Origin of the sequence: Methylobacterium sp. yr668 (assembly GCF_900116245.1) — a bacterium.
GTDB lineage: Bacteria > Pseudomonadota > Alphaproteobacteria > Rhizobiales > Beijerinckiaceae > Methylobacterium.
On the sequence record NZ_FOZY01000016.1, the window covers coordinates 85058 to 109275 of the forward strand.

25 protein-coding genes, 2 tRNA genes and 1 pseudogene are annotated in these 24218 nt (G+C 72.2%); 14 read left to right on the forward strand and 14 right to left on the reverse strand.

Features of this window, described 5'->3' with window-relative positions:
• Nucleotides 1-12: 12 nt before the first annotated feature.
• Nucleotides 13-861 (reverse strand): transglutaminase-like domain-containing protein, encoded by an 849-nt coding sequence (locus tag BM419_RS19715; RefSeq protein ID WP_091927435.1) that lies wholly within the window; start codon nucleotides 859-861, stop codon nucleotides 13-15.
• 373 nt (nucleotides 862-1234) lie between these two features.
• On the opposite strand from BM419_RS19715, the gene serA reads away from it, so the two are divergent.
• Together serA and BM419_RS19725 are read left to right on the forward strand one after the other, a co-directional pair.
• Nucleotides 1235-2485: a phosphoglycerate dehydrogenase gene (serA, locus tag BM419_RS19720; RefSeq protein WP_091927436.1), complete on the forward strand. Its 1251-nt coding sequence runs from the start codon at nucleotides 1235-1237 to the stop codon at nucleotides 2483-2485.
• Between the two features lie 154 nt (nucleotides 2486-2639).
• The gene (locus BM419_RS19725; RefSeq protein ID WP_056530092.1) at nucleotides 2640-3119 is read left to right on the forward strand and encodes a hypothetical protein; all 480 of its coding nucleotides are present in this window, start codon (nucleotides 2640-2642) and stop codon (nucleotides 3117-3119) included.
• A 3-nt stretch (nucleotides 3120-3122) separates the two neighbouring features.
• On the opposite strand, the gene BM419_RS32450 is transcribed toward BM419_RS19725, so the two are convergent.
• The gene (locus BM419_RS32450) at nucleotides 3123-3275 is read right to left on the reverse strand and encodes a hypothetical protein (RefSeq protein ID WP_175556332.1); all 153 of its coding nucleotides are present in this window, start codon (nucleotides 3273-3275) and stop codon (nucleotides 3123-3125) included.
• 305 nt (nucleotides 3276-3580) lie between these two features.
• Between BM419_RS32450 and BM419_RS19730 the strand changes: the two genes are divergently transcribed.
• Entirely contained in the window at nucleotides 3581-3796 is a 216-nt protein-coding gene (locus tag BM419_RS19730; RefSeq protein ID WP_020092165.1) for a hypothetical protein, read from the forward strand.
• A 322-nt stretch (nucleotides 3797-4118) separates the two neighbouring features.
• On the opposite strand, the gene BM419_RS19735 is transcribed toward BM419_RS19730, so the two are convergent.
• From BM419_RS19735 to BM419_RS19745, 3 genes are all read right to left on the reverse strand, one after another.
• Nucleotides 4119-4451: a hypothetical protein gene (locus tag BM419_RS19735; protein ID WP_020092164.1), complete on the reverse strand. Its 333-nt coding sequence runs from the start codon at nucleotides 4449-4451 to the stop codon at nucleotides 4119-4121.
• Between the two features lie 344 nt (nucleotides 4452-4795).
• The gene (locus tag BM419_RS19740) at nucleotides 4796-5374 is read right to left on the reverse strand and encodes an NADPH-dependent FMN reductase (protein ID WP_042671666.1); all 579 of its coding nucleotides are present in this window, start codon (nucleotides 5372-5374) and stop codon (nucleotides 4796-4798) included.
• 72 nt (nucleotides 5375-5446) lie between these two features.
• Entirely contained in the window at nucleotides 5447-6112 is a 666-nt protein-coding gene (locus BM419_RS19745; protein ID WP_091927437.1) for a cell wall anchor protein, read from the reverse strand.
• A gap of 475 nt (nucleotides 6113-6587) precedes the next feature.
• Between BM419_RS19745 and BM419_RS19750 the strand changes: the two genes are divergently transcribed.
• The 3 genes from BM419_RS19750 (at nucleotide 6588) to BM419_RS19760 (ending at nucleotide 7952) form a co-directional block, all read left to right on the forward strand.
• A complete protein-coding gene (locus BM419_RS19750) occupies nucleotides 6588-6770 on the forward strand; it encodes a hypothetical protein (RefSeq protein ID WP_091927438.1) in 183 nt (60 codons plus the stop codon).
• Nucleotides 6771-6839: 69 nt separating this feature from the next.
• Entirely contained in the window at nucleotides 6840-7157 is a 318-nt protein-coding gene (locus BM419_RS19755; RefSeq protein WP_091927461.1) for a hypothetical protein, read from the forward strand.
• A 120-nt stretch (nucleotides 7158-7277) separates the two neighbouring features.
• Entirely contained in the window at nucleotides 7278-7952 is a 675-nt protein-coding gene (locus BM419_RS19760; protein WP_091927439.1) for a BA14K family protein, read from the forward strand.
• Nucleotides 7953-8074: 122 nt separating this feature from the next.
• Here the strand turns inward: BM419_RS19760 and BM419_RS19765 are convergent, their stop codons facing one another.
• The 3 genes from BM419_RS19765 to BM419_RS19775 all read right to left on the reverse strand — a co-directional run bounded on the left by BM419_RS19765 (nucleotide 8075) and on the right by BM419_RS19775 (nucleotide 9088).
• Complete coding sequence (locus BM419_RS19765) at nucleotides 8075-8317, reverse strand: hypothetical protein (RefSeq protein ID WP_091927440.1); 243 nt, start codon at nucleotides 8315-8317, stop codon at nucleotides 8075-8077.
• A gap of 126 nt (nucleotides 8318-8443) precedes the next feature.
• Complete coding sequence (locus BM419_RS19770) at nucleotides 8444-8668, reverse strand: hypothetical protein (protein WP_244540803.1); 225 nt, start codon at nucleotides 8666-8668, stop codon at nucleotides 8444-8446.
• 344 nt (nucleotides 8669-9012) lie between these two features.
• Nucleotides 9013-9088: transfer RNA gene (locus tag BM419_RS19775), tRNA-Asn, on the reverse strand.
• A gap of 268 nt (nucleotides 9089-9356) precedes the next feature.
• Here BM419_RS19775 and BM419_RS19780 point away from each other — a divergent pair.
• Nucleotides 9357-9593: a hypothetical protein gene (locus BM419_RS19780; RefSeq protein ID WP_056527886.1), complete on the forward strand. Its 237-nt coding sequence runs from the start codon at nucleotides 9357-9359 to the stop codon at nucleotides 9591-9593.
• Nucleotides 9594-9911: 318 nt separating this feature from the next.
• On the forward strand, nucleotides 9912-11591 hold the full coding sequence (locus BM419_RS19785; RefSeq protein ID WP_091927441.1) for a methyl-accepting chemotaxis protein: 1680 nt from the start codon (nucleotides 9912-9914) through the stop codon (nucleotides 11589-11591).
• Nucleotides 11592-11639: 48 nt separating this feature from the next.
• On the opposite strand, the gene BM419_RS19790 is transcribed toward BM419_RS19785, so the two are convergent.
• The 4 genes from BM419_RS19790 to BM419_RS32455 all read right to left on the reverse strand — a co-directional run bounded on the left by BM419_RS19790 (nucleotide 11640) and on the right by BM419_RS32455 (nucleotide 14151).
• Nucleotides 11640-11713: transfer RNA gene (locus BM419_RS19790), tRNA-Cys, on the reverse strand.
• 117 nt (nucleotides 11714-11830) lie between these two features.
• Nucleotides 11831-12691, reverse strand: a complete 861-nt coding sequence (locus BM419_RS19795) for an urease accessory protein UreD (RefSeq protein WP_091676672.1) — start codon at nucleotides 12689-12691, stop codon at nucleotides 11831-11833.
• Entirely contained in the window at nucleotides 12691-13659 is a 969-nt protein-coding gene (rocF, locus tag BM419_RS19800) for an arginase (protein WP_091927442.1), read from the reverse strand. The genes BM419_RS19795 and rocF overlap by 1 nt, the downstream gene beginning before the upstream one ends.
• A 318-nt stretch (nucleotides 13660-13977) precedes the next feature.
• On the reverse strand, nucleotides 13978-14151 hold the full coding sequence (locus BM419_RS32455) for a hypothetical protein (protein ID WP_175556330.1): 174 nt from the start codon (nucleotides 14149-14151) through the stop codon (nucleotides 13978-13980).
• On the opposite strand from BM419_RS32455, the gene BM419_RS19805 reads away from it, so the two are divergent.
• On the forward strand, nucleotides 14075-16231 hold the full coding sequence (locus BM419_RS19805; RefSeq protein WP_091927443.1) for a methyl-accepting chemotaxis protein: 2157 nt from the start codon (nucleotides 14075-14077) through the stop codon (nucleotides 16229-16231). The two genes, BM419_RS32455 and BM419_RS19805, sit on opposite strands and share 77 nt — an antisense overlap.
• A 24-nt stretch (nucleotides 16232-16255) precedes the next feature.
• Here the strand turns inward: BM419_RS19805 and BM419_RS19810 are convergent, their stop codons facing one another.
• Both BM419_RS19810 and BM419_RS19815 read right to left on the reverse strand, forming a co-directional pair.
• Nucleotides 16256-17665: an ATP-binding protein gene (locus BM419_RS19810; RefSeq protein WP_091927444.1), complete on the reverse strand. Its 1410-nt coding sequence runs from the start codon at nucleotides 17663-17665 to the stop codon at nucleotides 16256-16258.
• Nucleotides 17662-18417, reverse strand: coding sequence for a response regulator (locus tag BM419_RS19815; RefSeq protein WP_020092151.1), 756 nt, complete (start codon nucleotides 18415-18417; stop codon nucleotides 17662-17664). Before BM419_RS19815 ends, BM419_RS19810 begins: the two co-directional genes overlap by 4 nt.
• 124 nt (nucleotides 18418-18541) lie before the next feature.
• Between BM419_RS19815 and BM419_RS19820 the strand changes: the two genes are divergently transcribed.
• From BM419_RS19820 to BM419_RS19845, 5 genes and pseudogenes are all read left to right on the forward strand, one after another.
• Nucleotides 18542-19786 (forward strand): acyl-CoA dehydrogenase family protein, encoded by a 1245-nt coding sequence (locus BM419_RS19820; protein WP_091927445.1) that lies wholly within the window; start codon nucleotides 18542-18544, stop codon nucleotides 19784-19786.
• Nucleotides 19787-19912: 126 nt separating this feature from the next.
• Nucleotides 19913-21778 (forward strand): glycoside hydrolase family 15 protein, encoded by a 1866-nt coding sequence (locus tag BM419_RS19825; RefSeq protein ID WP_091927446.1) that lies wholly within the window; start codon nucleotides 19913-19915, stop codon nucleotides 21776-21778.
• 130 nt (nucleotides 21779-21908) lie between these two features.
• The gene (locus BM419_RS19835) at nucleotides 21909-22913 is read left to right on the forward strand and encodes an FAD-binding protein (RefSeq protein ID WP_244540804.1); all 1005 of its coding nucleotides are present in this window, start codon (nucleotides 21909-21911) and stop codon (nucleotides 22911-22913) included.
• A pseudogene (locus tag BM419_RS19840) lies at nucleotides 22910-23693 on the forward strand (electron transfer flavoprotein subunit beta). Before BM419_RS19835 ends, BM419_RS19840 begins: the two are co-directional and overlap by 4 nt.
• Before the next feature lie 8 nt (nucleotides 23694-23701).
• Nucleotides 23702-24214 (forward strand): prolyl-tRNA synthetase associated domain-containing protein, encoded by a 513-nt coding sequence (locus tag BM419_RS19845; protein WP_091927447.1) that lies wholly within the window; start codon nucleotides 23702-23704, stop codon nucleotides 24212-24214.
• Nucleotides 24215-24218: the final 4 nt, after the last annotated feature.

Consider the following 24218-nt stretch of genomic DNA (forward strand, 5'->3'; position numbering starts at 1 on the left):
CGGGCGCGCGCCTCAGGCGGCCCGGGCCAGGGTCTCCGGCGGCTCGACCACTGCGTCGGTGTGGACGTCGAACCGGACCAGATGGGCGGCACCGAAGCTCGTCGTCAGGGCGCAGTCGGTGGCGTCGCGGCCGCGGGCCATGACGATGCGGCCGATGCGGGGCCGGTTGTGGCGGGCGTCGAACGTGTACCAGCGCGGCCCCTCGGGGCCCTCGAGGAAGACCTCGAACCACGCGGAGAAGTCCATCGGCGCCGGGTCCTTCGGCACGCCGATATCGCCGAGGTATCCGGTGGCGTAGCGCGCCGGGATGTTCATGCACCGGCACAGGGCGATCGCCAGGTGCGCGAAGTCCCGGCACACGCCGACGCCCTGGGTGTAGCCGTCGAAGGCGGTGCGGGTCGCGTCGGCCTGCTGGTAGTCGAAGCGCAGGCGGGTATGGGCGAAGTCGACGATCGCCTGGACGCGGGCCCAGCCCTCCGGCGTGCCGCCGAACAGGGACCACGCGATGCCCGACAGCTTGTCGGTGTCGCAGTAGCGGGAGCCGAGCAGGTACGGCACGACGTCGTCCGGCAGGTCCTGGACGGCGATCTGTCGGGCGCCGGGGGCCTGATCGTCCGGCAGCCCGCTGTCGGCGATCGTGAAATCGGCCGCCATGGTGATCCGGCCGCCCGGCGCGACGATGCGCGTGCAGACGTTGCCGAAGGCGTCGACGTGCTGCGACGCCGCGACCGGCGGATCGAAGGCGATCACCTCCGGCGTCAGGAGGTCGCCCCGCCGCTCCGGGCGCACGTTGAGGAGCAGGTTCATCGGCGTGGGGCCGAACGTGTCGAAGGCGATCGAGAAGCCGGTGCGGATATGCATCGTCGGGGACCGTGAGGAAGGACGCCGGCCGGAGGAGCGGCAGGCGGGTCGTTACAGTACAGGGCCCAATAAGCCGCGAGCCGGGGTCGAGTTCCGTCGATCACGTCAGTTCAAGACAGTTTGAGCTGCCCGAATATTTGGCAGAGTGGTGCCCGCGCCGGACGTGCCGCGCCCGGACCGGCCGGCATTCGATGAGCCATGCGAGAGCCTTGCGGGAGCCATGCGGCAGGCCGGGGGCGGGGCTGCGGTCAAGCGGGGCGGTCCGTCACCGCGCCATGTTGCAACGCACACGGCGCCCTCTTATCCCAGGCCGCTCGACTCCAGGGCCTGCCGGCACCGCCCGGCCCGGCCTGCTGCCAGACGATCGACGCCCATGACGCCCGACAAGCTTTCCCTGCCGAAGGACAAGATCCGCGTCCTGCTGCTCGAGGGCATCAACGACAGCGCCGTGGCGCTGATGCGGGCGGCCGGCTACACCAACCTGACCCGGCTGCCGAAGGCGCTGGACCGGGAGGCCCTGCACGAGGCGCTCCAGGGCGTGCACATGGTGGGCATCCGCTCGCGCACGCAGCTCGACGCGGCCGCCTTCGAGGCGGCGGACCGGCTCCTGGCCGTGGGCTGCTTCTCGGTCGGCACCAACCAGGTCGACCTGGACGCGGCGCGCCACCGCGGCATCCCGGTCTTCAACGCGCCCTTCTCCAACACCCGCTCGGTGGCGGAGCTGACGATCGGCGAGATCGTGATGCTGCTGCGCCGGATCGTTCCGCGCTCGGTGGGCGCCCACGCGGGCCGATGGGACAAGTCGGCGGTGGGCTCGCTGGAGGTGCGCGGCAAGACGCTGGGCATCGTCGGCTACGGCAATATCGGCACGCAGCTCTCGACCCTGGCCGAGGCCATGGGCATGCGGGTGCTGTTCTACGACCACACCGACAAGCTGCGCCACGGCAACACCGAGCCGGTCGAGACGCTGCACGCCCTGCTGGCGCAGAGCGACGTCGTCTCGCTGCACGTGCCGGAGACCGACGCCACCGCCAACCTGATCGGCGCCGCCGAGATCCGGGCGATGAAGCCCGGCGCCTTCCTGATCAACAACGCCCGGGGCACCGTGGTCGATCTCGAGGCGCTGGCCGCGGCCCTGCGCGACGGCCATCTCAAGGGCGCGGCCGTCGACGTCTTCCCGGTGGAGCCCGGCTCGAACGCCGAAGCGTTCGTGAGCCCGCTCCAGGGCCTCGAGAACGTGATCCTCACCCCGCATATCGGCGGGTCCACCGAGGAGGCGCAGGAGCGGATCGGCTCCGAGGTGGCGCGCAAGCTCGTGGACTATTCCGATATCGGCTCGACGGTCGGCGCGGTGAACTTCCCGCAGGTGCAGCTCCCGGCCCGTCCGACCGGGACGCGGTTCATCCACGTCCAGCGCAACCTGCCCGGCATGCTCGGGCGGCTCAACGACGTGTTCTCCCGCGGCCACGTCAACATTGCCGCGCAGTTCTACCAGACCGACGGCGAGGTCGGTTACGTGGTGCTGGAGACCGACGCCACCGACGCGGATGCCGAGGCGCTGCTCACCGAGATCCGCGCCATCCCGGGGACGATCCGGGCCCGCCTCCTCTACGAGCGCCGCTGATCCCGAGGCGGGCGCGGGAATTTACGATGCGCGCGTGAACGCGGCGGGTCTTGCCGCGTTCGTCTTGCGCGGCCAAGCTGGCCGCTGTTCAAGTCAGGGACGGCACCATCGACGGCCTCGGCCGGTCGAGCGCCCGGCCGGCGGAGGAATTGCGGTGACGAAGCGTGTAGCGTGCGCATGGGCCGGCCTCGTGCTCGGCATCGTCGGGTCGGTCTCGGTCGTCTCCGGCGCGTCGGCGGATTGCCTGCGCCGGGTCTACAACCGGTCGAACCTCGTTCTGGTCGCCCGTCAGGACGGCGGCCCGCCCGCCACGCTGCTGCCCGGCCAGTCGCTCCCGGTGCGGCTGGCGCGGCCGGGCCAGATCGACATCGCGGCCTATTGCGGTGCGCCGGGCGCGGGCGGGACCCCGGTCACCCAGCGGACCTTCGATTACGAGGCGGTGCTCGACCGCTGCTTCGTCCGGTTCGGGGGCGACCTGTTCGTGCCGCAGATCGGGCGCGGCTTCATCGGTCTCCAGGAGACGGCCCCGTTCACCGTCAACAACCCGCGCCAGGGCGACATCATCCTCGGGCCCGCGGCCGGCGCGTCTTGCCCGCTGCCGGCCGCCGCTCCCGTGCTGAGCCGCCGGGGTTGAGCGTCAGAGATAGTGCCGGAAGACGACGCCCGCGTCGTCGTTCGCGGCCGGTTGCGCGGGCGACACCGGCCCGATGAACGGGCTCGCGAGGCGCAGGGCCACGAGGCCGAGGGCCGCGAGCGCCGGGGCGAACAGGCGGAACGGGCGAGCGAGCATGGACGCCTCCGTCGCGCCGCCGATCCCGCCCGCGTCGTGCGGACAGACTGGGTGCGCCTGTGAAGGATCGCACCTTACGGCCGAGCTGGACGTGCCGAAGCGCACATGGGTAACGTTAAGGTCGTGCCCGGATCGCGGTGCCGGCGGGGACGACGTGACGGTCGGGCGCTTGCGTCCATCACCTCGCTGGCAAGTCCGCCGATGCCCTCCTATGCTGCCCACATCGGGGGCTGCCTGGGATCGCGCTGCACGGGCCGCGGCGGCGCTTCCCGGGTAGAACCGACTGCGTGAACGAGGACGCGCGTATGCTGACCCAGACAGGCAACTCGATTCTCCGAGGCGATCTCGGCGTCGAGGAGACCACCGAGTCCGACAACATCGTCCGCTGGGACGGCGAGCGGCTCTACGTGGAGCAGGACGTCTACCACAACGGGCAATTGGTTCACCGCAAGTACCGTCGCACCGTCACCGAGCCCGTCGCCCACGCGCTCTGGGCGATCATCAACCGCGCCAAGCAGTGAGCTGGCAGTGAGCTGGCGGGCGCGTCGCGGACGCGCCCGCCCGATCCGGGCTTCCGCCAGCCCCGGCCGCGCCGGCGCGGAGCCTCGCGGACGTGTTCGGTGAGCCACGGCGAGTCGGGGACCGGATCTTCGAGCGGTGCGGCAGGAGACGCCGCCTGTATCGGTTGCGCGGCGGGGCGTTCGGTCCCGGATTCCGGTCCCTGCGTTCCGGATCCTCGCTATCCTCGACGATCCCGCGGCGGTGCGTCCCAGCCCGAGGCGCGGCCGCACCGACATCCCTTCCGCGCCGGGCGCTCCGGGCTCAGCCCGAGACCGCGCGCAGCTAGGCGGCGACGGCCGCCGTCGGTGCGACGAGGGTGAGATGGGCCGGCCGCAGCGCCTCGAGGCGGTCATGGGCGTTGTCGAACGCGGCCCGGATCGTCGTGCCCGCGTCCTCGACGGCGACCAGCACCGCCAGCTTCTGGGCGGTGGCCCGATCGGCGAGACCGCGCGCGGCCGAGACGAGCGACTGCTCCAGGCTCAGGAATTCCGTCTCGGCATCTTTCCCGGCCTCGCGCGCCACCGACGCGAGGCGGTCCAGTACGGCTTCCAGGGCGTGGCGCAGGACAAGCGTCCGCACGCGCTCCTGCAGGAGCGCCCTCTCGTCGATCTTCATCGGAATCGGTCCGGGTTCGGGAACACGTCCAAGCTCTCATACTTCGGGGCCGTGTGCAGCCACCTTTTTGCAACAGCGCAATACTGTCTCGCGACATGAGCGCTCCGCGGGTTCAACGTCTCGCGGGCCCGATCCGGCACAGTTGTTCTACAATCGTGTGCCGAGTATTTGGGCATTTCCAGAATCGAATGCGCCGTCTCGACAGATTCAGCGCACAGAAACGCCCGCTTGGAGGCCCGGTTCGCCGTCCGAATACCTCCGCTCCGGCAGGGGCGATGCTGGGGCCGCACCGCTCGAGCCACCGTCCGACCCGGGCCCGCGGCGTCCGGAGCGCGCTCCGCGGGTCAGTACGGCGTGCCGCCCCGGCGCCGGTCCCGCAGGGCCTCGGCGTGCCATTCCAGCTCGTCGAGGAAGCGGCCGGCCGCCGCCGCGAGCCAGGGCTCGGCGGGAACGCCCTGCGCGTCGATGACCTTCTGGAGTCGCGGGATCGGCAGAAGGGAGGGGATGCTGGACATGCCCATCTCGGCGAGCATGGCCCGCAGCGGCATCGCGGCCCGGACGCCGCCGAACTGGCCGGCCGAGTAGCAGCAGATGGCCGAGGGCCGCCAGAAATACTCCTCGAGGAAGTGATCGAGAGTGTTCGACAGTGCCGGCGGCACACCGTGGTTGTACTCGGCCGTGACGACCAGGAAGGCGTCGGCGCGGCGGAAGAGGTCGGCGCAGCGCTGCAGGGGCTCCGGCGCCGTCCCGGCCGGGTATTCCTTGTACATCCTATCGAGGAGCGGGAGCGCCAACTCGGCCGGATCGACCAGGGGGGCGGCGTGGCCGCGGGACTCCAGCTGCGCGATCAGGAAGCGCGCGGCGCGGATGCCGATGCGGTCGCTCCGAACGCTGCCGAGGATCACGGGGACGGTCAGGGCCATGGCGCTCTCCGGTTGCCCCGATCATGCCAGAGGCGGCCACGCCGCTCCAGCCGCGGGCCGGGCCCGGGATCGTCAGGCCTTGGTGGTGCTGGTCAGCGCGGCCGCGATGCCGAGCGGTCCGCCGGCCGCGTAGGCGGTCACCGCCTTGGTCACCTGCTGCAGGAAGGATTGCAGGTCGCTGCCGCTGCCGGTCGCCGTCGCGGGATCGGCGGTCGCGGTGGCGGACGTGCTGGTGGACGTGCTGGTGGACGTGCTCGCGGACGAGGCCGCGGATGAGGCCGCGGACGCGTCGGTCGCGGTGCCGGCCTGGGCCGCACCCTCGCTCTGCTCGGCATCCGACACCGGCCGGTGGCCGTGATGGCCGCGATGGTGATGGACGGCGGACGCACCGCCCGCGGCCTGACCGGGCGCCGTACCGGTGGCGGTGCCGGTCGTCGACGTGTCGTCGGCGTTGGCCGCGGCTTCCGCGGGCGCCGTGACGCCGTTCTGCAGCCCCATCTGGCTGAAGTCCGACTGCAGCTGGAGGAGCGACGCCATCAGGTCGTTCGACAGGGTCGGAGTCGAGGCCGTCCCGGTCGACGGGGCCGTGTCGTCCGCGGCCGCCTGCTTGCCGGTCTCCTGGTTCGCCGTCGCGGCGGTGCCGACATCGAGGCGGGCAACGTTCGCCGCGCGCGCCTGCCTGAGGGCGCTGACGAGGTCCCGCTGGAGTGAACTGCCCGAAACCGTGTTGACCGACATGGTACGCCTCCGCGACCGCCCTCACGGTGGTCAGGCACGGGTCGTTCCAGAATTTTCCCAATGATTTCAGCGGCGCATCCGGGCTCTCGGCCGGCAGGTTCGGCCGAGCGGCAGAATCTGCCGGCCGCGCCGGCCGACAGATACCGCATCGGCATGGATCCGGTCGGGTCGCGCGCGCCGGTCGTCGCGACGGCGCAGGTTCTCGGGCGGTGTCGCCGTCGCCGCCACGGAGATCCGGGCCCATTCGCATCGTCTCGCGCGGTTCCCGAACAGCCGCGACGTGCCGCCATCGTCGCGCGATTGTCCGAAGTAGAACAGTCGATCAATCGCTCTATCGCAGTCGCGATGAGCGGAGGTGCGTGTGTCGTTCTATTCGCGCGCCACGGCTCAGCTCTCGAGCGTGGCCGGAACAACTGCGCCCGGAACGATGAGTACCCTGTCGGGTTGGCTCTTTACTCGTCACCACGAGGTGCACATGACGACCAAGCCACCGCCCGTTCCGCCGGCCAACCGGTCCGACAAAGGCCCCGGCAGCGCCACCGAAGCGCCGCTCACGCAGGGGCGCGCCGGATCCCAGAACGAGGATCCGGACAAGGTCGGCCAGGCCGGAAACTCCAAGGTGAACACCACCAACCAGGGCTACCAGCAGGATCGCTGACCGCCCGATCCGCGCGGGCACCGCGACCCGCCGTGCCCGAGACGTGATGATCCGCATCGGAGAATGATCATGGCGAATGCCAGTCGGCACAAAGTCGGTCCCGGCGCTCAGGGCAAGGGGACCGGATCCGGGGCCATGTCGGACCTGCCCGAAGGCGTGCTGCCGGAGAACATGGTGCTCAGCAACCGCGACAAGTCGCGGCACAGCGACGAGCGCGGGCTGGACAGCAAGAACGTCCAGACCGAGCAGTACCAGGACCACGCCGGCAACCGGCAGGTGGTTGCCGAGACGGGCGCCGACACCGACGGCAACACGAGCGGCCTCGCGAACCCGAAGACGGACGAGTCCGGGGCGCAGAGTAGCCTCAAGGCCCAGCAGCGCTCGTAGGTCTCCGGCTCACGAGCGGCGCGCCGCTCTCCGATCTGTGGCGGGACAAAAGGAAGCGGGATTGGCCGTCTCGGGCGCGACGTTGATCAGAGTAGACGCAACAGAGCCTGAGTGGCGACCATGAACACGACAGTCACAGCGTTCGCGTCGGCAATCCTTGCCGGCGCTCTTCTCGGGGCGCCGACCGGAGCCCAGGCGCAGGCGGGCAGCTTCGCCAACCACGGCTTCGGCAACCACAATTTCGGAGCCGCGGCCGTCGGCGGCGGCGGCTTCAGCAGTCCCGGTGTCGGGGCTGGCGCCGCGGGCGGCGGCTTCGCCAACCGGGGCTTCGGCAATCACGCCTTCGGGCCGGCTGCCGGTGCCGGAGGGGGTAGCTTCGCCAATAACGGCTTCGGCAACCACAATTTCGGCCGACCGGCTGTCGGCGGCGGATTCGCCAATCCCGGGTTCGGGCACGGGCTAGGCGCCCACCGGGGCTACGGTCATCATCGCCATTACGGCTACAACCGCGGCTACTACGGCCGCCCCTACGGCTACGGCTACGGACGGGGCGGATACGGGCTCGGCGGCCTCGGCGTCGCCGTGGGCGGTCTGTACGGCGGCTACGGTTATCCGGGATACGGCTACGACACCGGGTACTACGGCGGTTATGCGCCCGTCACGTACGGCTACGCCGACACCGAAACCTACCGCGTCGCGGACGACGACCGTTACTGCGCGCGCCGGTTCCGATCCTACGACCCGCAGAGCGGAACCTATCTCGGCCGGGATGGACGTCGCCACCGCTGCCGGTGAGCCGCGACCGTCCTGACGACGGCCGCATCCGGCTCGGACCATCCCCGCCGACGCCGCGGCGTCTGCGGGGATGAAGGTGCCATCGTCACGGCCGGCCGGATCGGCGCGGCGGATCGCCGGCGCTAGGCGTCCGCCTCGCTCGCGTCAGCCCCGCCGGTCGCACCCAGTGCGGGCCCAGGCCGATACGCGTCGAGCGTCGCGTAGGCATCGGTGTCGGTGAGCCCGAGCCGCTCCATGTCGGTCAGGAAAGACAGGATGTCGGCGTCGACCGGCTCGCCACTCTCCTTGCGCTCGATCAGGGTATTGACCAGCTCGAGGGCGCTGATCGACGTGACGCTGGGTTCGTTCGCATCGGGGAAAGCCATGGCCGGTCTCTCGCAGGAGGGCTCCGGGAACTAGGTCACCGCGAGGCCATCGGCCATACGCGACGGCCGTCGCGGTCAATCGAGGTCGATGTCGCCGCGCGTTCCGACAGCGCGGTGCCACGTCCGTCACATCGTCGGATGCGACGTCGGCGCGCTCTCGCGATCCAGGGCCTCGTGCTGCCACGTGGGATGGTGCGCGTCCGGTCCGACGTGCTGGCCGACATACAGGGACGCGAGCAGGCCGAGCAGGAGGAACAGACCGATGGTCACCGCGTCCGGATGCCGGCGCGCGCTGTGGATGCCGAAGCACCCCAGCGTGAAGACGGCCGCCAGGGCCAGGGAACCGAGCATGCCGCCCGACATCGGGATCACCGCCGTGCCTGTCGTCGTGGCTCAGCGCGCCGCGCCACATCGGGGCGGGCGGCACGGGCGCACGACGTAGACGTTCGAGGGCGCGCGAAACATCCCTCCATCCATCGGCGCCACCGCGCGCCGGATCCCGCGGGGAGTGTGGAGGATCGATCTGCGACGGCACCGGTCGGCAGAGGCGCCGGCATGCCCGCATCGCGCCAGTCGAACACGGCACGTCGCACGTATTGACGGATGCCGGAACGGCAACGCTGTTCCCGAACCTCAGAACCCGGGACGGGTGAGAGAGCCGAAAACTCAGTTCGATCAAGATGTTGGTAAGTGGATGGCTCCCCGAGCAGGACTCGAACCTGCGACAAGGCGATTAACAGTCGCCTGCTCTACCAACTGAGCTATCGGGGATCACGAGGGGGTCTCTACACACCGGGATGGCGGGACGCAAGGGCCTCGATGCACGATCCGCGTCCAAACCGACGCGCTGCGCCCCCCGACACAGCGCGTGGCGCCTCCCGCGGAGGTCGGGAGGCCCGGAATGTGACTGATCGGCAACATCGTCGCCGAGGCCCGTCGCCGGCTCTGCCGGTCCGCGGCCGGTGGAAGTCATCCGTCTGTCGTCTCCCGCTCCTACGGGGACCGCCTGCCGGCGCGCCGGTGTGACGACCCTGCCGCTATGCCGACCCATCGCTGCCTCGACCCACAGGACCCCTACGCCGAACGCGAGGTGCGCGTCGCCTTCGAGTGGAGCGCCGACCATCCCCGCCTGATCGCGGCCCTGGACGAGCACGAGGCCGATATCCTCCCCGACCTCGTGGAGGCCCAGCGCGACGATCTCCGTCGCGAGATCGTGGCCGCCCTACCGCTTCCGGAGCCGTGCATCCCAGGTCGGACCGAGATCCGCCTGCCGTGATCGCCGACCCGTGTCCCGCGCGGTCGGGCGCGCGGCGATCCAGCTTCGTCCGGGCGAAACAGTCCTCCTGCCTGCCGGCGCATCTGCCGACAGCGCTCGCGAGACTGAACTGACAATCCGGCACCGGCCGAGATCCGCGAATTCTTCCTCCGATGAGCCTCTGGATGCTGAGGTTGAGCCGGGCCGCGCGATGGCAAAAATCTCGGATCTTCGGAGTATAAGATAAATGTTTTTGCCGGCTATATTTACCTGTTCAAAAAGATTTGCTTCGATATAGCTGCGGTCACACGAATCTCTGGCCAGAAGCGGCTCGTCGCCATGCGCATCTCACTCGGCCTGAAGCTCTCCGCGGTGATCGGGCTGCTGGCCCTGGTGGCGATCGGCATCGCTGCCTTCGCGGTTCGACAATCGAACTGGGAGCAGGAGCGGGCGGCCGCCACCGACCGGATCTGGAACGCCGGCCTTCAGGCGGGCGCCCTGGGGCAGGCGATCGAGCACGCGGTGGTGCAGGCTACGGCCCTCTACACCGCGGAAGACACGACCGAGGCGCGCACACGGTTGTCGGCGCTCCACGACGCCCTCGCCACCGTGGAGCAGGTGCGGGTGCCCTTCCTCGAGGCCATGGAGGATCAACTCCCCGCCGACCGTCGGCGGCGGTTCGACCTCTTCGTCAAGGAATTCGTCGCCTACCAGACCGATACGGCCGAACTCGGTCTCACGGTCTCGCCCAAGGCCGCGCTGATCCAGGCGACCGACGAGGCAACCGTGAAGAACCGCGAGCGCATGGTGGCCGAGATCGGCATTCTCGGACGGGAGGTGCTGAACCGCCTGAACGCCCGTCGCGCCGCGGACGCGGCCGACCGCCGTCGGGCGCGGATCACCCTGGTGGCCGTGCCGGCCGCGGCGCTGGCGTTCGGCCTCCTCGCGGCGATCTGGATCATCGTGAGCCAGGTGCGGCGGCCGCTGCATCGGCTCAAGGAGGGGATGACGGCGCTCGCCGCCAACGATCTCGGCCGCGCGATCCCGTTCACGCACCGCCGCGACGAGATCGGCGAGATGGCCGCCGCCATCGCGGCGTTCCAGACGGCGCTGATCGAGAAGCGCGACCTCGACGCCGAGGCGCAGGCGCGGCGCGACCGCGACCGCAGCCGGGCGGAGGCCCTGGCCGCGGCCACGCGCACCTTCGAGGCCGAGACGCACCGCGCCGTCACCGATCTCGCCGACTCGGCCGAGGCGATGCAGGCGGCGGCCGACACGCTCTCGGGCAACGCGGGCGCGATGGCGGCCGAGTCGGCCGTCGTCGCCGGAGCGTCGCAGCAGAGCGCGGGCCTCGTCGACAGCATCGCCAGCGCGGCCGAGGAACTCTCGGCCTCGGCGCGGGAGATCGAGGCGCGGGTCCGTCACACCAGCGCGATCGCCACCTCGGCCCTCTCCGACACGCAGGGGCTCAAGGAGACGGTGATGAGCCTCTCGCAGGCGGCCGAGGAGATCGGCGCCGTTGTCACGCTGATCCGCGAGGTGGCCGAGCAGACGAACCTCCTCGCGCTCAACGCCACGATCGAGGCGGCCCGCGCGGGCGCCGCGGGGCGGGGCTTCGCGGTGGTCGCCGCGGAGGTGAAGGCGCTGGCCGGCCAGACGGCGCTCGCCACCGACCGCATCACCGGGCAGGTCGGGGCGATCCAGGGGGCCGCCGGGCGCACGGTCGGCGCCATCGGCACGATCGGCGAGACCATCGCCCGGATGAGCCTGATCGCCTCCGAGGTCGCGGACGCCACCGACCAGCAGGGGCAGGCCAGCCAGGAGATCGCGCGGGCGATCTTCGGCGCGGCCGCGGAGGCCCGGCAGGTCTCCGAGAGCGTGGCGGGCGTTCAGGCCGCGGCCGCGTCCAACGAGGCGCAGGCCGGGCAGGTGCGCGGCAGCGCCGCCCGGGTCAATGCCGGGACCCACAGCCTGCAGCGGGCGATCGAGACCTTCATGGTGCAGGTCCACGGCGCCTGACGGGCGCGCACCGGCCCGTCACGGCCGGCACAATTTGTCTGGGAAGGATGGAGGCCTCGCCCGGAATCGAACCGGGGTGCAAGGATTTGCAGTCCTCTGCGTAACCACTCCGCCACGAGGCCTTCCCGAACGGCGCTGCCGTCCCGTCCGGAGCTTGGCGGACAGCTCCGGGTGCGCGTCTCTAGCAGAGGTCGGCGGTCGCAGGCAACGGCCCCGAGGCCCGGATCGCGCGGACCGCGTCAGCTCTGCCAGACCCGCGGCATCGGCAGGCCGCGGTAGCCCGCGAGGAAGCGGGCGACGAGCCCGCGCAGGGGCCCGACCGCGTCGCCCAGCGCGCGGACCGCCAGATGGCCGTTCCAGGCGCTCGCCGCCGCCGTCGTCCCGTGCGACGCGGCCTCGGCCAGCCGGGTCCGCGCCTCCTCGAGGCGCGCCTCCGCCCCGGCGGAGAGGTCGAGGATCGTCGCGCAGGCGCGGGCGCCGCCGCCGATGGCCGGGCGAGCGAGGTGGTCGCTGATCGGCCCCTCCAGCAGGAGGTCGTCGGCGTAGGCGAGGCGCCCGCCCCGGCGGATCCGCCAGGAATCCGCGAACAGCCCGTCGCCGATCCGCTCGCCCCGGGCGGCGCGGCCGAACGCTACGACCTCCACGGCGAGCAGCGCGGCCCCCTCGGCGAGATCGGCCACGAAGCGCCGCCGCACCCGGGCCCGATCGAACAGGATCGTCTCCTGCGGCAACCAGGCGAGGCCGGCCCCCTCCCCCAGATTCAGCGTGTTGACGATGCGGCTCACGGGGCCGTCAGAGCGATAGATCTTCTCGGCCGCCGTCGTGGTCAGAACCAGCTCGGCCCCCGGTTCGAGCGTGAGGTCGATGGCGAAGGTGTCGCCGCAGGCGACGCCGCCCGCCGTGTTGACGAGAACCGCCTCCGGCGCGCCGGTGCCCCGGGGGAAGCGCAGCCGCGACGGCCCGGCTTCTGCCAGATCCAGGATGCGCGTCGCGCCGCCCGGACGGGCCAGTCCGACACGCAGCTGGACGCGCCCGTCCGAGCGCTGGCGCGCGGGCGCGGTCATCTCGGGCGCGGATGAGGGCGCGAGAGGGCCGTGCATCAGGCGCGCCCGGCCGGCTCTGCCGGCACGGCCTCGATCGGCAGGGTCGGCCGGTCGAGGATGCGCCGGCCGAACAGGCTGGCCACCAGCTCGACCAGCACCCGGGCGCTGCGGCCGCGCTCGTCGAGGAAGGGGTTGAGCTCCACCACGTCGAGGGAGCGGACCAGACCGGAATCGTGGAGCATCTCCATGATCAGATGGGCCTCCCGGAAGGTGGCGCCGCCCGGAACGGTGGTGCCCACGGCCGGGGCGATCGACGGATCGAGGAAGTCGATGTCGAGGCTGACATGGAGGTGCGCGCCCCGCGCGGCGACGCGGTCGAGCACCCGCCGCAGGGGCGCCACGACGCCGAACTCGTCGATCGTGCGCATGTCGGTGACGCCGACCCGGCGCTCCGTCACGAGGGCGCGCTCGCCGGCATCGATCGACCGGAGGCCGAACAGGTGGACGTCGGCGGGCGGCAGGGGCGCCGGCGCCGGCTCGGCGAAGAGCGGCGGGAAGCCCGGCTCGCCGCACAGAGCGGCGAGCGGCATGCCGTGGACGTTGCCGGAGGGCGAGGTCGCCGGCGTGTTGAAGTCGGCGTGGGCGTCGAGCCAGAGGACGAAGACGGGCTGGCCGCGCCGCGCGCAGTGCCGCATCACCCCGTCGACGGAGCCCAGGGACAGGCTGTGATCGCCGCCGGCGGTCAGCGGCAGCGCCCCCGCGTCGAGGGCGTCCTCCACGGCGCGGGACAGGGCCCGCGTCCAGGCGGCGACACCGTCCAGCCCGCGCGTCCCGGCGGGTCCGTCCGGGGCGACGTCGCCGCGATCCGCGATCGCGTGGCCGAGTTCGGCGAGCGCCCGCACCAGCCCGGCCGTGCGCAGGGCCGCCGGGCCCATGAGGGCGCCGGCCTCGCTGGTCCCGACCTCGATCGGGGCCCCGATCAGCGCGATGCTGCGCGCCCGGTCCGGCTGGTCTTCGCCGCTCATCCCACCTCCATCGCCGTCGCGAAGCGCCCGTGCTCCGCGGTCGCTCTACCACCCGGACTCATAACCGGCCGATGATGCCGACCGCGAGACGGGATCGGCCAGCAAGATCCGTGACGGTGTGTCCGGGGCGGCCGCGGGACGACGGGCTGGCCGAAACGGGCTGGCCGAAACTTGGCCGGATGCCGCGCATCCCTCAACGCCGCGCGGGCGTCCGTGACGACCCGCGCGGCGAAATCTTGCCGAAACGGGCGCTCGACCATTCACAACTTGGAATCATGGTGCCCAGACTGTTCTTTAAGTTGTATGTTACGCGTGTGCTCAAGTTTTGAGCGGTGTATCGGTGTTTACGAGATTTTTATAAGGATTGGGCGATTGGTTCACGTCAAACCAATCTTCCAAAGAATACAGGGGCATCATGATCTCGCTATCGCGGCTGAGCACGCGCCTTCCCGCGACGACCGTCGGCTTGGCGCTCCTGAGCGCCATCGCCATGGGCGGATTCAGCTGGTACTCGGCGCGGGCGGGTCTGATGACCGCGGCCCACGAGCGCCTCGAACTCGCCGCGGCGGCGCGCCGGGACGCGATCGAGCTGGTGGCGGATCGGGCGCAGGCCGACTTCCTGGCGGTGGCGGCCCACCCGCAGATCGTCTCGAACTTCCCCGACCTGCTCGAGAACCTCGACCCGGCGAAGCCCGACACCGAGAGCGTCATCGCGGCGTTCCGCGCGCCGCAGACCGCCGAGGCGCGGGTCGCCCTCGACGGCAGCGGCATGTCGTCGATGTATGCCCGCCGGCACGTCAAGGTTCAGGAGGTGGCGCGCAAGCTCGTCGCCCAGCCGGGCTACGCCGACCTGATGTTCATCGATGACAACGGCCGGATCGACTACACCACGACGAAGGGCGCCGATTTCGGCAAAGCGGTCACGGAGGACGGCTTGGCGGGGACGGCGCTCGCGCGCCTCGTCGAACGCCTGAAATCCGCCGACCCGGGCGCGGTCCTGTACGAGGATTTCGCCGCCTACCCGGTGGACGGGGTCCCGGCCGCCTTCCTCGGCCGCGCCATGACCAAGCGGGCCAACGTCGCCATGGGCACCGCGCAGGCGGCCGAGCGGATCGGCTTCATCGTCATGCGGGTCACGCCCGCCCTGTTCGACCAGACGCTGTCGAAGCGGACCGGTCTCGGCGACACGGGCCAGATCCTGGCGGTCGGCGCGGACGGCCTCCTGCGCAGCAACCCGCCGCTGAACCCCGGCGTCCGTGCCGGCGCGGGCCTCGCCGGGATCGGCCTCGCCGCCGACCGGGTCAAGGCCGGCGGTCCCGTCGACTTCGCGGCGGAGAACGGCACCCACATGGCGGCCGCCTCGCCGGTGACCGTCCTGGGCGCGCCCTGGACGGTTGTTGCGGAGCAGACCCAGGCGGAGGCGATCGACGCGGTCCAGGCCCTGTCGCGCACGCTGATCCTGACCGGCCTGTTCGTGCTCGCCGGAACGGCCCTGCTCGGCCTGCTGCTCGCCCGCTCGATCGTGGCGCCGCTCGGTGCCCTCACCCGCGCCCTCAAGGCCCTCGCCGATCGCCAGGCGCTGACCGACGTGCCGGGCAGCGCGCGGCGGGACGAGATCGGCGACATCGCCCGCGCCGTGGTCACGATCCGCGACATGTCGCTGGAGGAGGCCGCCCAGCAGCTCCAGACCACCGAGGCCGCGCGCCTGCGCGAGGAGCAGAGCCGGCGCGCCATGCTCAAGCAGCTGGCCGACGGCTTCGAGCACTCGGTCGGCGGCATCGTCGAGGGCCTGACCGGCGCCGTCACGGAGCTTCAGGGCGCCTCGGACACGATGCGCGCCGCGGTCTCCAGCACCTCCGAGCGCTCGACCAGCGTCGCCGGGGCCGCGCAGCAGACCTCCGACAACGTCAACACCGTGGCGGCCGCGGCCGAGGAACTCGGCGCGACCGTCCAGGAGATCGGCCGGCAGGTCGAGCAGGCCGCCGGCATGTCCGCCACCGCCGTCGGCGAGGCCCGCCGGGCCGAGCAGACCATGACCGACCTCGCCGCCGCCGCGACGCGCATCGGCGACGTGGTCGGCATGGTCTCGACCATCGCCGGGCAGACGAACCTGCTGGCGCTCAACGCCACGATCGAGGCCGCCCGCGCCGGCGAGGCGGGCCGCGGCTTCGCGGTGGTCGCCGCCGAGGTCAAGGAGCTCGCCGCCCAGACCACCCGCGCCACCGAGGAGATCAGCCGTCAGGTCGCCTCGATCCAGACGGTCACGGGCGACGCGGCCGGGGCAATCCAGGGCATCACCGCCCAGATCGAGGCGATGAACCAAGTGTCGACCAGCATCGCCGCCGCGGTGGACCAGCAGGGCGTCACCACGCAGGACATCGTGCGCAGCATGGGGCAGGCGTCGGCCGGCACCGGCACGATGACCCTGGAGATCGCCGAGGTCGCGCGGGTCGCGGGCGATGCCGGCGAGGCCGCGGACTCGGTCGCGCAGGCGTCCGACTCGCTGGCGACCCGCTCGGAGCAGCTCCGCGCCGAGGTGGCGCAGTTCCTCCGCAACGTGCGGGCGGCGTAGAAGCGGACGGGACCCGAGGCGGCCTCAGGCCGCCTCGGCCGGGAGCGGCGCGGGCTTGTACGCCGCGCGCCCCGCGAAGGCCTGGGCGGCCAGGGGCAGCTCGATCGCCGCGCAGAGCCCGCCCTCGGGGCGGTTCTCCAGCCGCAGGCGCCCGTTATGGGCCTCGACGATGGCCTGCACGATCGAGAGGCCCAGGCCGAAGCCGCTGGCCTCGTTGAGATTGCGCGCCCGGTCGCCGCGCACGAAGGGCTGGAGCATCGCCTCACGCTCCGCCTCCGGGATCCCCGGGCCGTTGTCTAGGATGCAGACCCGGACGCCGCGCTCGGAGGCCTCCATCTGCACGTCGGCCCGGCCGCCGTACTTCACGGCGTTGTCCACGAGGTTGGTCACCGCCCGCTGGAGCTCCTCCGGCCGGCCCTGGACCAGGACGTGCCGGCTGCGGCTGACGCTGACCGGGGCGCCGAAATCCGAGAAGTCGTCGCAGACCGTCTGCACCACCGAGGCGAGATCCACGAGGCTGTGGCTGTTCGCGTCGCGGATCTGGCCGTCGCGCACGAAGGAGAGCGCCGCCTCGACGAGGCCGTTCATCTGGTCGAGGTCGCGCAGGGTCGAGGCCCGGGCGTTCTCGTCCTCGATGAACTCGGCGCGCAGGCGCAGCCGGGTGATCGGCGTGCGCAGGTCGTGGCTGATCGCCGCCAGCATCTGCGTCCGGTCGTCGATCAGGCGGCGGACGCGCGACCGCATCCGGTCCAGCGCCCGGGACACGGCGAGCACCTCGCGCGGCCCCGCCTCCGGCAGCGCCACGTGGTCGTCGCGGGCGCCGAAGGCTTCCGCCGCGCCCGCGAGCCGCTTCAGCGGCGCCGTGAGGGCGCGCGTGGCCCAGACGCAGAGCAGCGCCAGCGTCAGCGCCAGGAACACCACGGTGAAGATCAGCGCCCCCTGGCGGGGGCCTCTCAGGGGGTCGTTCGGCAGCGTCGCCTGGACCCGCACACCCGCCGGCGTGACGATGCCGATATGGAGGCGGCCGTCCGACTTGTCGCGCGCCGGGTCGGCCGCGGCGAGGTCGGTGATCGTCACCGGCCGGCCGGCGCCGTAGCGCAGCTTGCGGATCACCGGCAGGTCGGGGGCCGGCTTCGCCCCCGGCGGCACCGTCCCGTCCCAGGGCTCGACTTGGATCAGCGGCAGGCTGCGGCCGCTCGCCAGCAGCGCCGGTCGCGCCGCCGGGTCGGCGGCGTCCATGAGTCTCACCAGAACGCCGAGGCGGCTCGCGGCCACGCCCGGCAGCGTGTCGGGATTCTGCGACTCGTGCAGCATCAGGAACGCCGCGGTGGCGACCACGTGGGCCACCGCGATGCCGGCGACCACGAGCAGCGCGATCTGGCCCGCGATGGTCTTCGGACGCAGCCGCGCGCGGAGCCGCCCCAGCCCGCTCATGACCGCGTGACCTCCGGCGTGAACAGGTAGCCCCCGGAGCGGATCGTGCGGATGAATTCGGGGTTGCGGGTGTCGCGCTCGATCTTCTGGCGGATCCGGGAGATCAGTACGTCGATGCTCCGCTCGAACGGGCCCGCGGCCCGACCCTGGGTGAGGTCGAGGAGCTGGTCCCGGGACAGCACCCGCCCCGGCCGGAGGCACAGGGCGTGGAGGAGGTCGAACTCCGCACCGGTGATCGAGATCCGCGCACCCTCGGGCGAGAGGACCTGACGCAGGGAGACGTCCAGCGTCCAGCCCGAGAAGTGCAGGCGCCGCCGCTCGTCGGCGTCCGGCGCCTCGGCGGCGACCCGGCGCAGGATGGCGCGGATGCGGGCGAGCAGCTCCCGCGGGTTGAACGGCTTGGCGAGGTAGTCGTCGGCGCCGAGTTCGAGGCCGAGGATCCGGTCCACGTCCTCGGATTTCGCGGTCAGGATCAGGATCGGGATCTGCGAGGTGCCGCGCAGGCGCCTGCACAGGCTCAACCCGTCCTCGCCGGGAAGCATCAGGTCGAGCACGATGAGGTCGATCCGCGCTTCCGCCAGGACCCGGTCCATGTCGGCGCCGTCGCCGGCCAGCGTGACGCGGCAATCGTTGCCGCGCAGGTAGCGCGCGATCAGCGCCGAGATCTCCCGATCGTCCTCGACGACGAGGATGTGGGGTGTTGCGGGTGCGCTCATCGCGAAGGAGTCGGTCTGCGGTTCGGCCTGCATCATCAAGCTATTATGACCCCGTCCGCCGATTATTCGAAGATGGGGCACGGAACCATTTTGTAAGCGCGTGTTTCCCGCACGGACCTGAACTGAGTTGCCGCACGGCGTCACATCGCAGGGGGGAACGATGACCGGAACCGAGGATCGGAAGGACCTGATCGCGCCGAAGCCGCCGGAACTCGCCTCGCCCTGGCGCACCGAGGCGCGGGCGGCGCTGCAGGACGAGGCCCGGGCCTTCGCCCGCGACACCGTCCTGCCGCTCGCCGATGAGCTCGACCGTCACAAGGCCGAGATGCCGCGGTCGCTCATCGACGCCATGGCCGAGAAGGGCTGGTTCGGGATCACGATCCCGGCGGAGCACGGCGGCCTCGGGCTCGGCGTGTTCGAGTACTGCCTCGTCTCGGAGGAGCTGGCCCGGGCCTGGCTCTCGGTGGGCAGCATCCTGGCCCGCGGTCAGGGCCTCGGCACCCAGACCCTCGACCCGGAGCGCCGGGCGGAGCTGATCCGGCGCTCGGCCCGGGGGCAGTGGATCGGCTCGATCTCGCTGTCGGAACCCGATGCCGGGTCCGACCTCGCCGGCGTGCAGACCCGCGCGGTGCGCGACGGCGACCGGTGGCGGATCACCGGGACCAAGCGCTGGGCGGGATTCGCCAAGGGCGCCGACTTCATCGAGGTCCTGGCCCGGACCCGCGACCCGGAGCCGGGCGAGTCGCGCTCGGCCGGCCTCGAGCCGTTCCTCGTGCTCAAGGAGCGCGACAGATTCCCGCCCGGCGTGACCGGCCGGGTGATCGACAAGATCGGCTATCACGGCTTCCAGACCTTCGAGCTCAGGCTGGAGGACGTGTGCGTGCCCGAGAGCGACCGGCTCACCGGGCTCTACGGCGACCAGGGGGCGGACGCGGATTCCGGCGGGTTCGCCGCCGTCCAGCGCGGCCTCAACATCGCCCGGGTGCACACGGCGGCCCGGGCCGTCGGCGTCGCACGCGCGGCGGTCGAGGATTGCCAGAGCTACCTGCAGGAGCGCGTCCAGTTCGGACACCCGATCGGCGACTTCCAGGCGCTGCGCTTCGCGCTGGCCGACATGGCCGCCGAGGTCGCGCAGGCGCGGGCCTTCTGGCATCAGGTCGCCCACCTCCTCGACCAGGGCGAGGCCGCCGAGAGCGAGTCGGCGATGGTGAAGCTCTTGGCCACCGAGATGGCGGTTCGGGTCACCAACCAGGCGATGCAGCTCCACGGCGGCAACGGCTACACCACCGAGCACCGGGTCGAGCGCTACTGGCGCGACGCGCGGCTGACGACGATCTTCGAGGGCACGAGCGAGATCCAGCGGCGGATCATCAGCGACCGCATGCTGCCGCGGCCCGGGGCCTGACCGACCGGGAGCGATCGCGCGCGGCCGTGCGGCGAATCGTCGATCGGGACTCCCCGCCCGGCGCCGCCCGGCTACCTCAGGACTCTGTCCTGCCCGGCGGACCGGGTGCCGCCATCCGGAAGCCCCGTGTCGAAGCCCATCAGCGATTACGCCCTCATCGGCGACACTCATTCCTGCGCGCTGATCGCCCGGGACGGCTCCATCGACTGGCTGTGCTGGCCGCGCCACGATTCGCCGGCGCTGTTCGTGAAGCTCCTCGACGACGACAAGGGCGGGGCGTGCAGCCTCGCCCTCGACGGCCCGACCGGGAGCGCGCGCCGCTACCTGCCCGACACCAACATCCTGGAGACGACCTTCACCACGGAGACCGGCCGGGCGCGCCTCGTCGACCTGATGCCGGTCAACCCGCCGAGCCCGGAGCCCGACGAGGGGCCGGACGGCGAGAGCGAGAGCCGCCTGATCCGGCTGCTGACCTGCGAGCAGGGCCGGGTCTCGGGCGTGTTCCGGGTCCGCCCGACCTTCGACTACGCCCGCCGCCCCTGCACCCCGCTGGTCGAGGGCGGGTCGGTCCTGTTCGAGGCCGGGGACTGGCGCGTGCGGGTCAACGCGCACGCGTGCCCGACCCTCGCGGGGGACGCGGCCGAGGTCCGGTTCGACCTCGCGGAGGGCGAGACGGCCTATCTGGTCCTCACTCACGGCGAGGACCAGGACGACGCCTGCATCGACGATTTCGCCGGCGCCCGGCGGCGCCTGGAGACGACGGCCGATTACTGGCGCCGCTGGAGCGCCCGCAGCACCTATCGCGGCGTCTACCGGGACGCGGTGATGCGGTCCGCCCTGTGCCTGAAGCTGCTGACCTACTCGCCCTCCGGCGGGATCGTGGCGGCGGCCACGGCCGGCCTGCCCGAGGCGGTGCCGGGCAACCGCAACTACGATTACCGCTTCACTTGGATGCGGGACGCCGCCTTCACGGTCACCGCCTTCGTGATGCTGGGCTACGTCCGCGAGGCGTCCGAGTTCCTGCGCTTCCTGCGCGAGCGCGACGGCACCTTCGGGCGGGAGACGCGGCTCATGTACGGCATCGCCGGCGACATGCAGCCGGAGGAGGAATTGAGCCACCTCGCCGGCTGGAACGGCGTGGGGCCGGTGGTGATCGGCAACATCGCCGAGTGCCAGGACCAGCACGACATCTACGGCGAGCTGCTCCGGGCCCTGTGCGTCTTCCTCGAGGCGGTGGATTACGACCCGCCCGAGAAGGTCAACGACCGGCTGCCGGAGGTGCTGGACAACCTCACTGCCCGGGCCATCCGTCACCGCCACGACGCGGATAACGGCATCTGGGAGCTGCGCACCGGGCCGCGCCAGCAGGTCCACACCAAGGCGATGCTCTGGGTCGCGCTGCGGGACGCGGCCCGGATCGCCCGCAACATCGCGGGCGTGCCGGAGACGAGGATCGCCGAGTGGGAGCGGGTCGCCGCCGAGATCCGGTCGGAATACCTCGAGAAGGGCTGGAGCGCCGAGAAGCGGGCCTATGTCGGCGCCTACGACTCGCACCATCTCGACGCCGCGGTCCTGCGCGTCGCCCTGTTCGGGGCCCTCGACCCGCGGGAGCCGCGCATGCGCGCGACCCTGGCGGCGGTCGAGCGCGAGCTGGGCGCCGGCGACCTGATCTACCGCTACCGCATGGAGGACGGCCTGGAGGGCGACGAGGGCACGTTCACGGCCTGCGCCTTCTGGCGGGTCGGCTGCCTCGCCCTTGACGGGCGGACCAGCGAGGCCAGGGCCGCCTTCGAGCGCCTGATCGCCCGGTGCAACGATGTCGGGCTGCTCGCCGAGGAGATCGACCCGGCCACCGGGGCGCAGCGCGGGAACACGCCGCAGGGCTTCTCCCACATGGCCCTGATCAACGCCGCGCTGCGGCTGGAGGACAGCATCGCGCGCTTCGGCGTGGACGACGGGGCGGAGACCGTCACGCGGTCGGCCGCCGAGTAGCGGCGCCCCGGCCCTCGGCACGGGCCGGTCCACGCCACGTCGCCGTTGACCAAGCGAGTGTCGCTGGCGTGGCAGCGGGCGGCCGGTCCGGCGACGATAGTTTCGGGGCCTGAATGGCTCCGGAGGTCCCATGCTCGACGTGACGCCGACCTCTCTGCAGCGTCTCTGGCGCGAGCGCCGTCGCGGCTACAGCCTGCCGGCCGAGTTCTACCTGAGCCCCGAAGTCTTCAAGGCCGACATGGCGGTCATCTTCGGCCGCCACTGGATCTACGTCGGCGTCGAGCCCGATGTGCCGGAGGCCGGCGACGTCATGGTCGTCGACATCGGCAAGACCTCGGTGGCGATCGTCCGGGACGACGACGGCGCCGTGCGGGCCTTCCACGATAGCGCCTACGATCCCGCCGGCCGGGCCGCCCGGATCGCCGCGGCCCTGACGGCGCTCGATCCGCGGCACGTCCTGTTCCCGGAATCCATAGACGGCGGCGACGTCGCCCGCCGGGTCGCGGTCCGGCTCGGCGCGCCGCTGTTCACCCAGGCCGAGGGCGTCTCCGCCTCCGGGCTGGTCCGCCCGGCGCGGGGCCGCAGCGTCGAGCAGCGGGCCGCGCCGGGCCTGCTCGACGCTGCGGCCCCGGACGCGGTGGCCGAGTATGCCGGGCCGCCCTGGGAGGCTCGGCCGCTGGCGGTCGCGGTGGCGAAGCCCGCGCCCGCCGGGACGGCGGTCCTCTCGGTGCGGCACGTCCCGGCAGACCCCGCCACGGTGCCGCTCGCGCTCGCCGCGTTCGTCACCGCGGCGGGTAGCGGCGTCACCGACCTCGACGCGTTCCGGCAGCTCGTCGCGGCGCTCCGCGCGAGCCGGGTCCTGTGCGATTCCGGGCAGATGCCGCGCCGGACCCAGGTCGGCGCCTCCAGCACCATCCTGGCGGCGACCTGCTACCTCGCCCTCGGTATCTCGGGCGCGCCGCAGCACCTGCAGGGTGTCGCGGGCTGCGAGCACGTCGTGGCAGTCAACACCGACCTGCACGCGGCGATGATCGAGCGGGCGGGCCTCGCCATCGTGCAGGACGCGCAGGCGGTCATGCCCGCCCTGCTGCGGCTCCTGGCCGAGGAAGCCGCGTGCCCGGTGGGCAGCCCGTGACCAGCGTCGTGCTCCTCTCCGCGGGACGGCATCCGGTCTCGGGCGCGACGGCCCTGCCGCGGCTGGAGGCTCAAGCGATCCGCCTCGCGACGGGCCTCGGCGAGGCCGTGGGCCTCCACGCCGGGCCGGCCGCGGCCGCCGTCGCGGACGCGCTGGGCCACGGCCTGTCCCGGATCGTCCACGTCCGCGTGCCGGCGGGGGCAGATCCGGTGCCGGCCCTCTACCACGCGCCTCGCGGGGATGGCGCCCGGCCTGATCCTCGCGGGCCGTCCCGGCCAGGGGGGCGACGAGACCGGGATGGTTCCCTACGCGGTCGCGGAGGCCCTCGACGGCCTCCTGATCCCCGATATCGGCGCCCTCGCGGCCGGCGACGCGGGCGAATTGTCCCTCGACCAGACCCTCGGCCGCGGTGCCCGCCGCCGCGTGCGCCTGCACGGGCCGGTCCTGGCCACGATCCATCCCGACGCGCCCGCGCCGCTCCCCTTCGCCTACGGGCAGGCGCCGCACGGCGTGATCGAGACCGTTGCGGGCGACCCGGCCGCGGCGGCGGCCCCCGTCCCGGTCTTCGAGGAGCGCCCCTATCGCCGCCGGCCGAAAATCGTGAAAGGTGCGCCGTCCGGCGGCTCGGCGGCGGAGCGGCTGAGGGCGGCGACCGGAGAGGCCGCGTCCGGCGGCGGGCGCCTCCTCGTCCGGCCCGAGCCCGACGAGGCCGCCCCGGAGATTCTGGCTCACCTGCGCCGGATCGGCGTCCTCGGCCCGCCGGCCCGCGAATCCCGATGAGGAACCCGATGGCTATGACCTCCGACGATCTCCTGGCCCGGCTGCGCGCGCTCGGGGTCGCCTACAAGCTCTACGAGCACGCGCCGGTCCTGACCGTCGAGGCGATGATGGCGGCCTGCGGCGACATCGTCGGCGCGCACACCAAGAACCTGTTCCTGCGCGACGGCAAGAAGACGTACTTCCTGGCCACGCTCCGTCACGACGCGCAGGTGGACCTGAAGGCGTTCCGGGCCGTCCTCGGCGCGCGGGGCGGCCTGTCCTTCGCCAGTGCCGAGGCGCTCGGCGAGCAGCTCGGCGTCGCGAGCGGCGCGGTGTCGCCGCTCGCCGCCCTCAACGCCGCGCCGGGCAGCGTGCGGATCTTCGTCCAGGACAGCCTGCTCGAAGAGGCGCGGATCAACGTCCATCCCCTGGTGAGCACGCGCACCCTTAACCTCGCGCCCGACGACCTACTGGCCGCGCTCCGCGCGGAGGGGCACGCGCCGGAGCCGTTCGCGCTGCCGGGGGCGTCGCAGGCGGCCTGACACG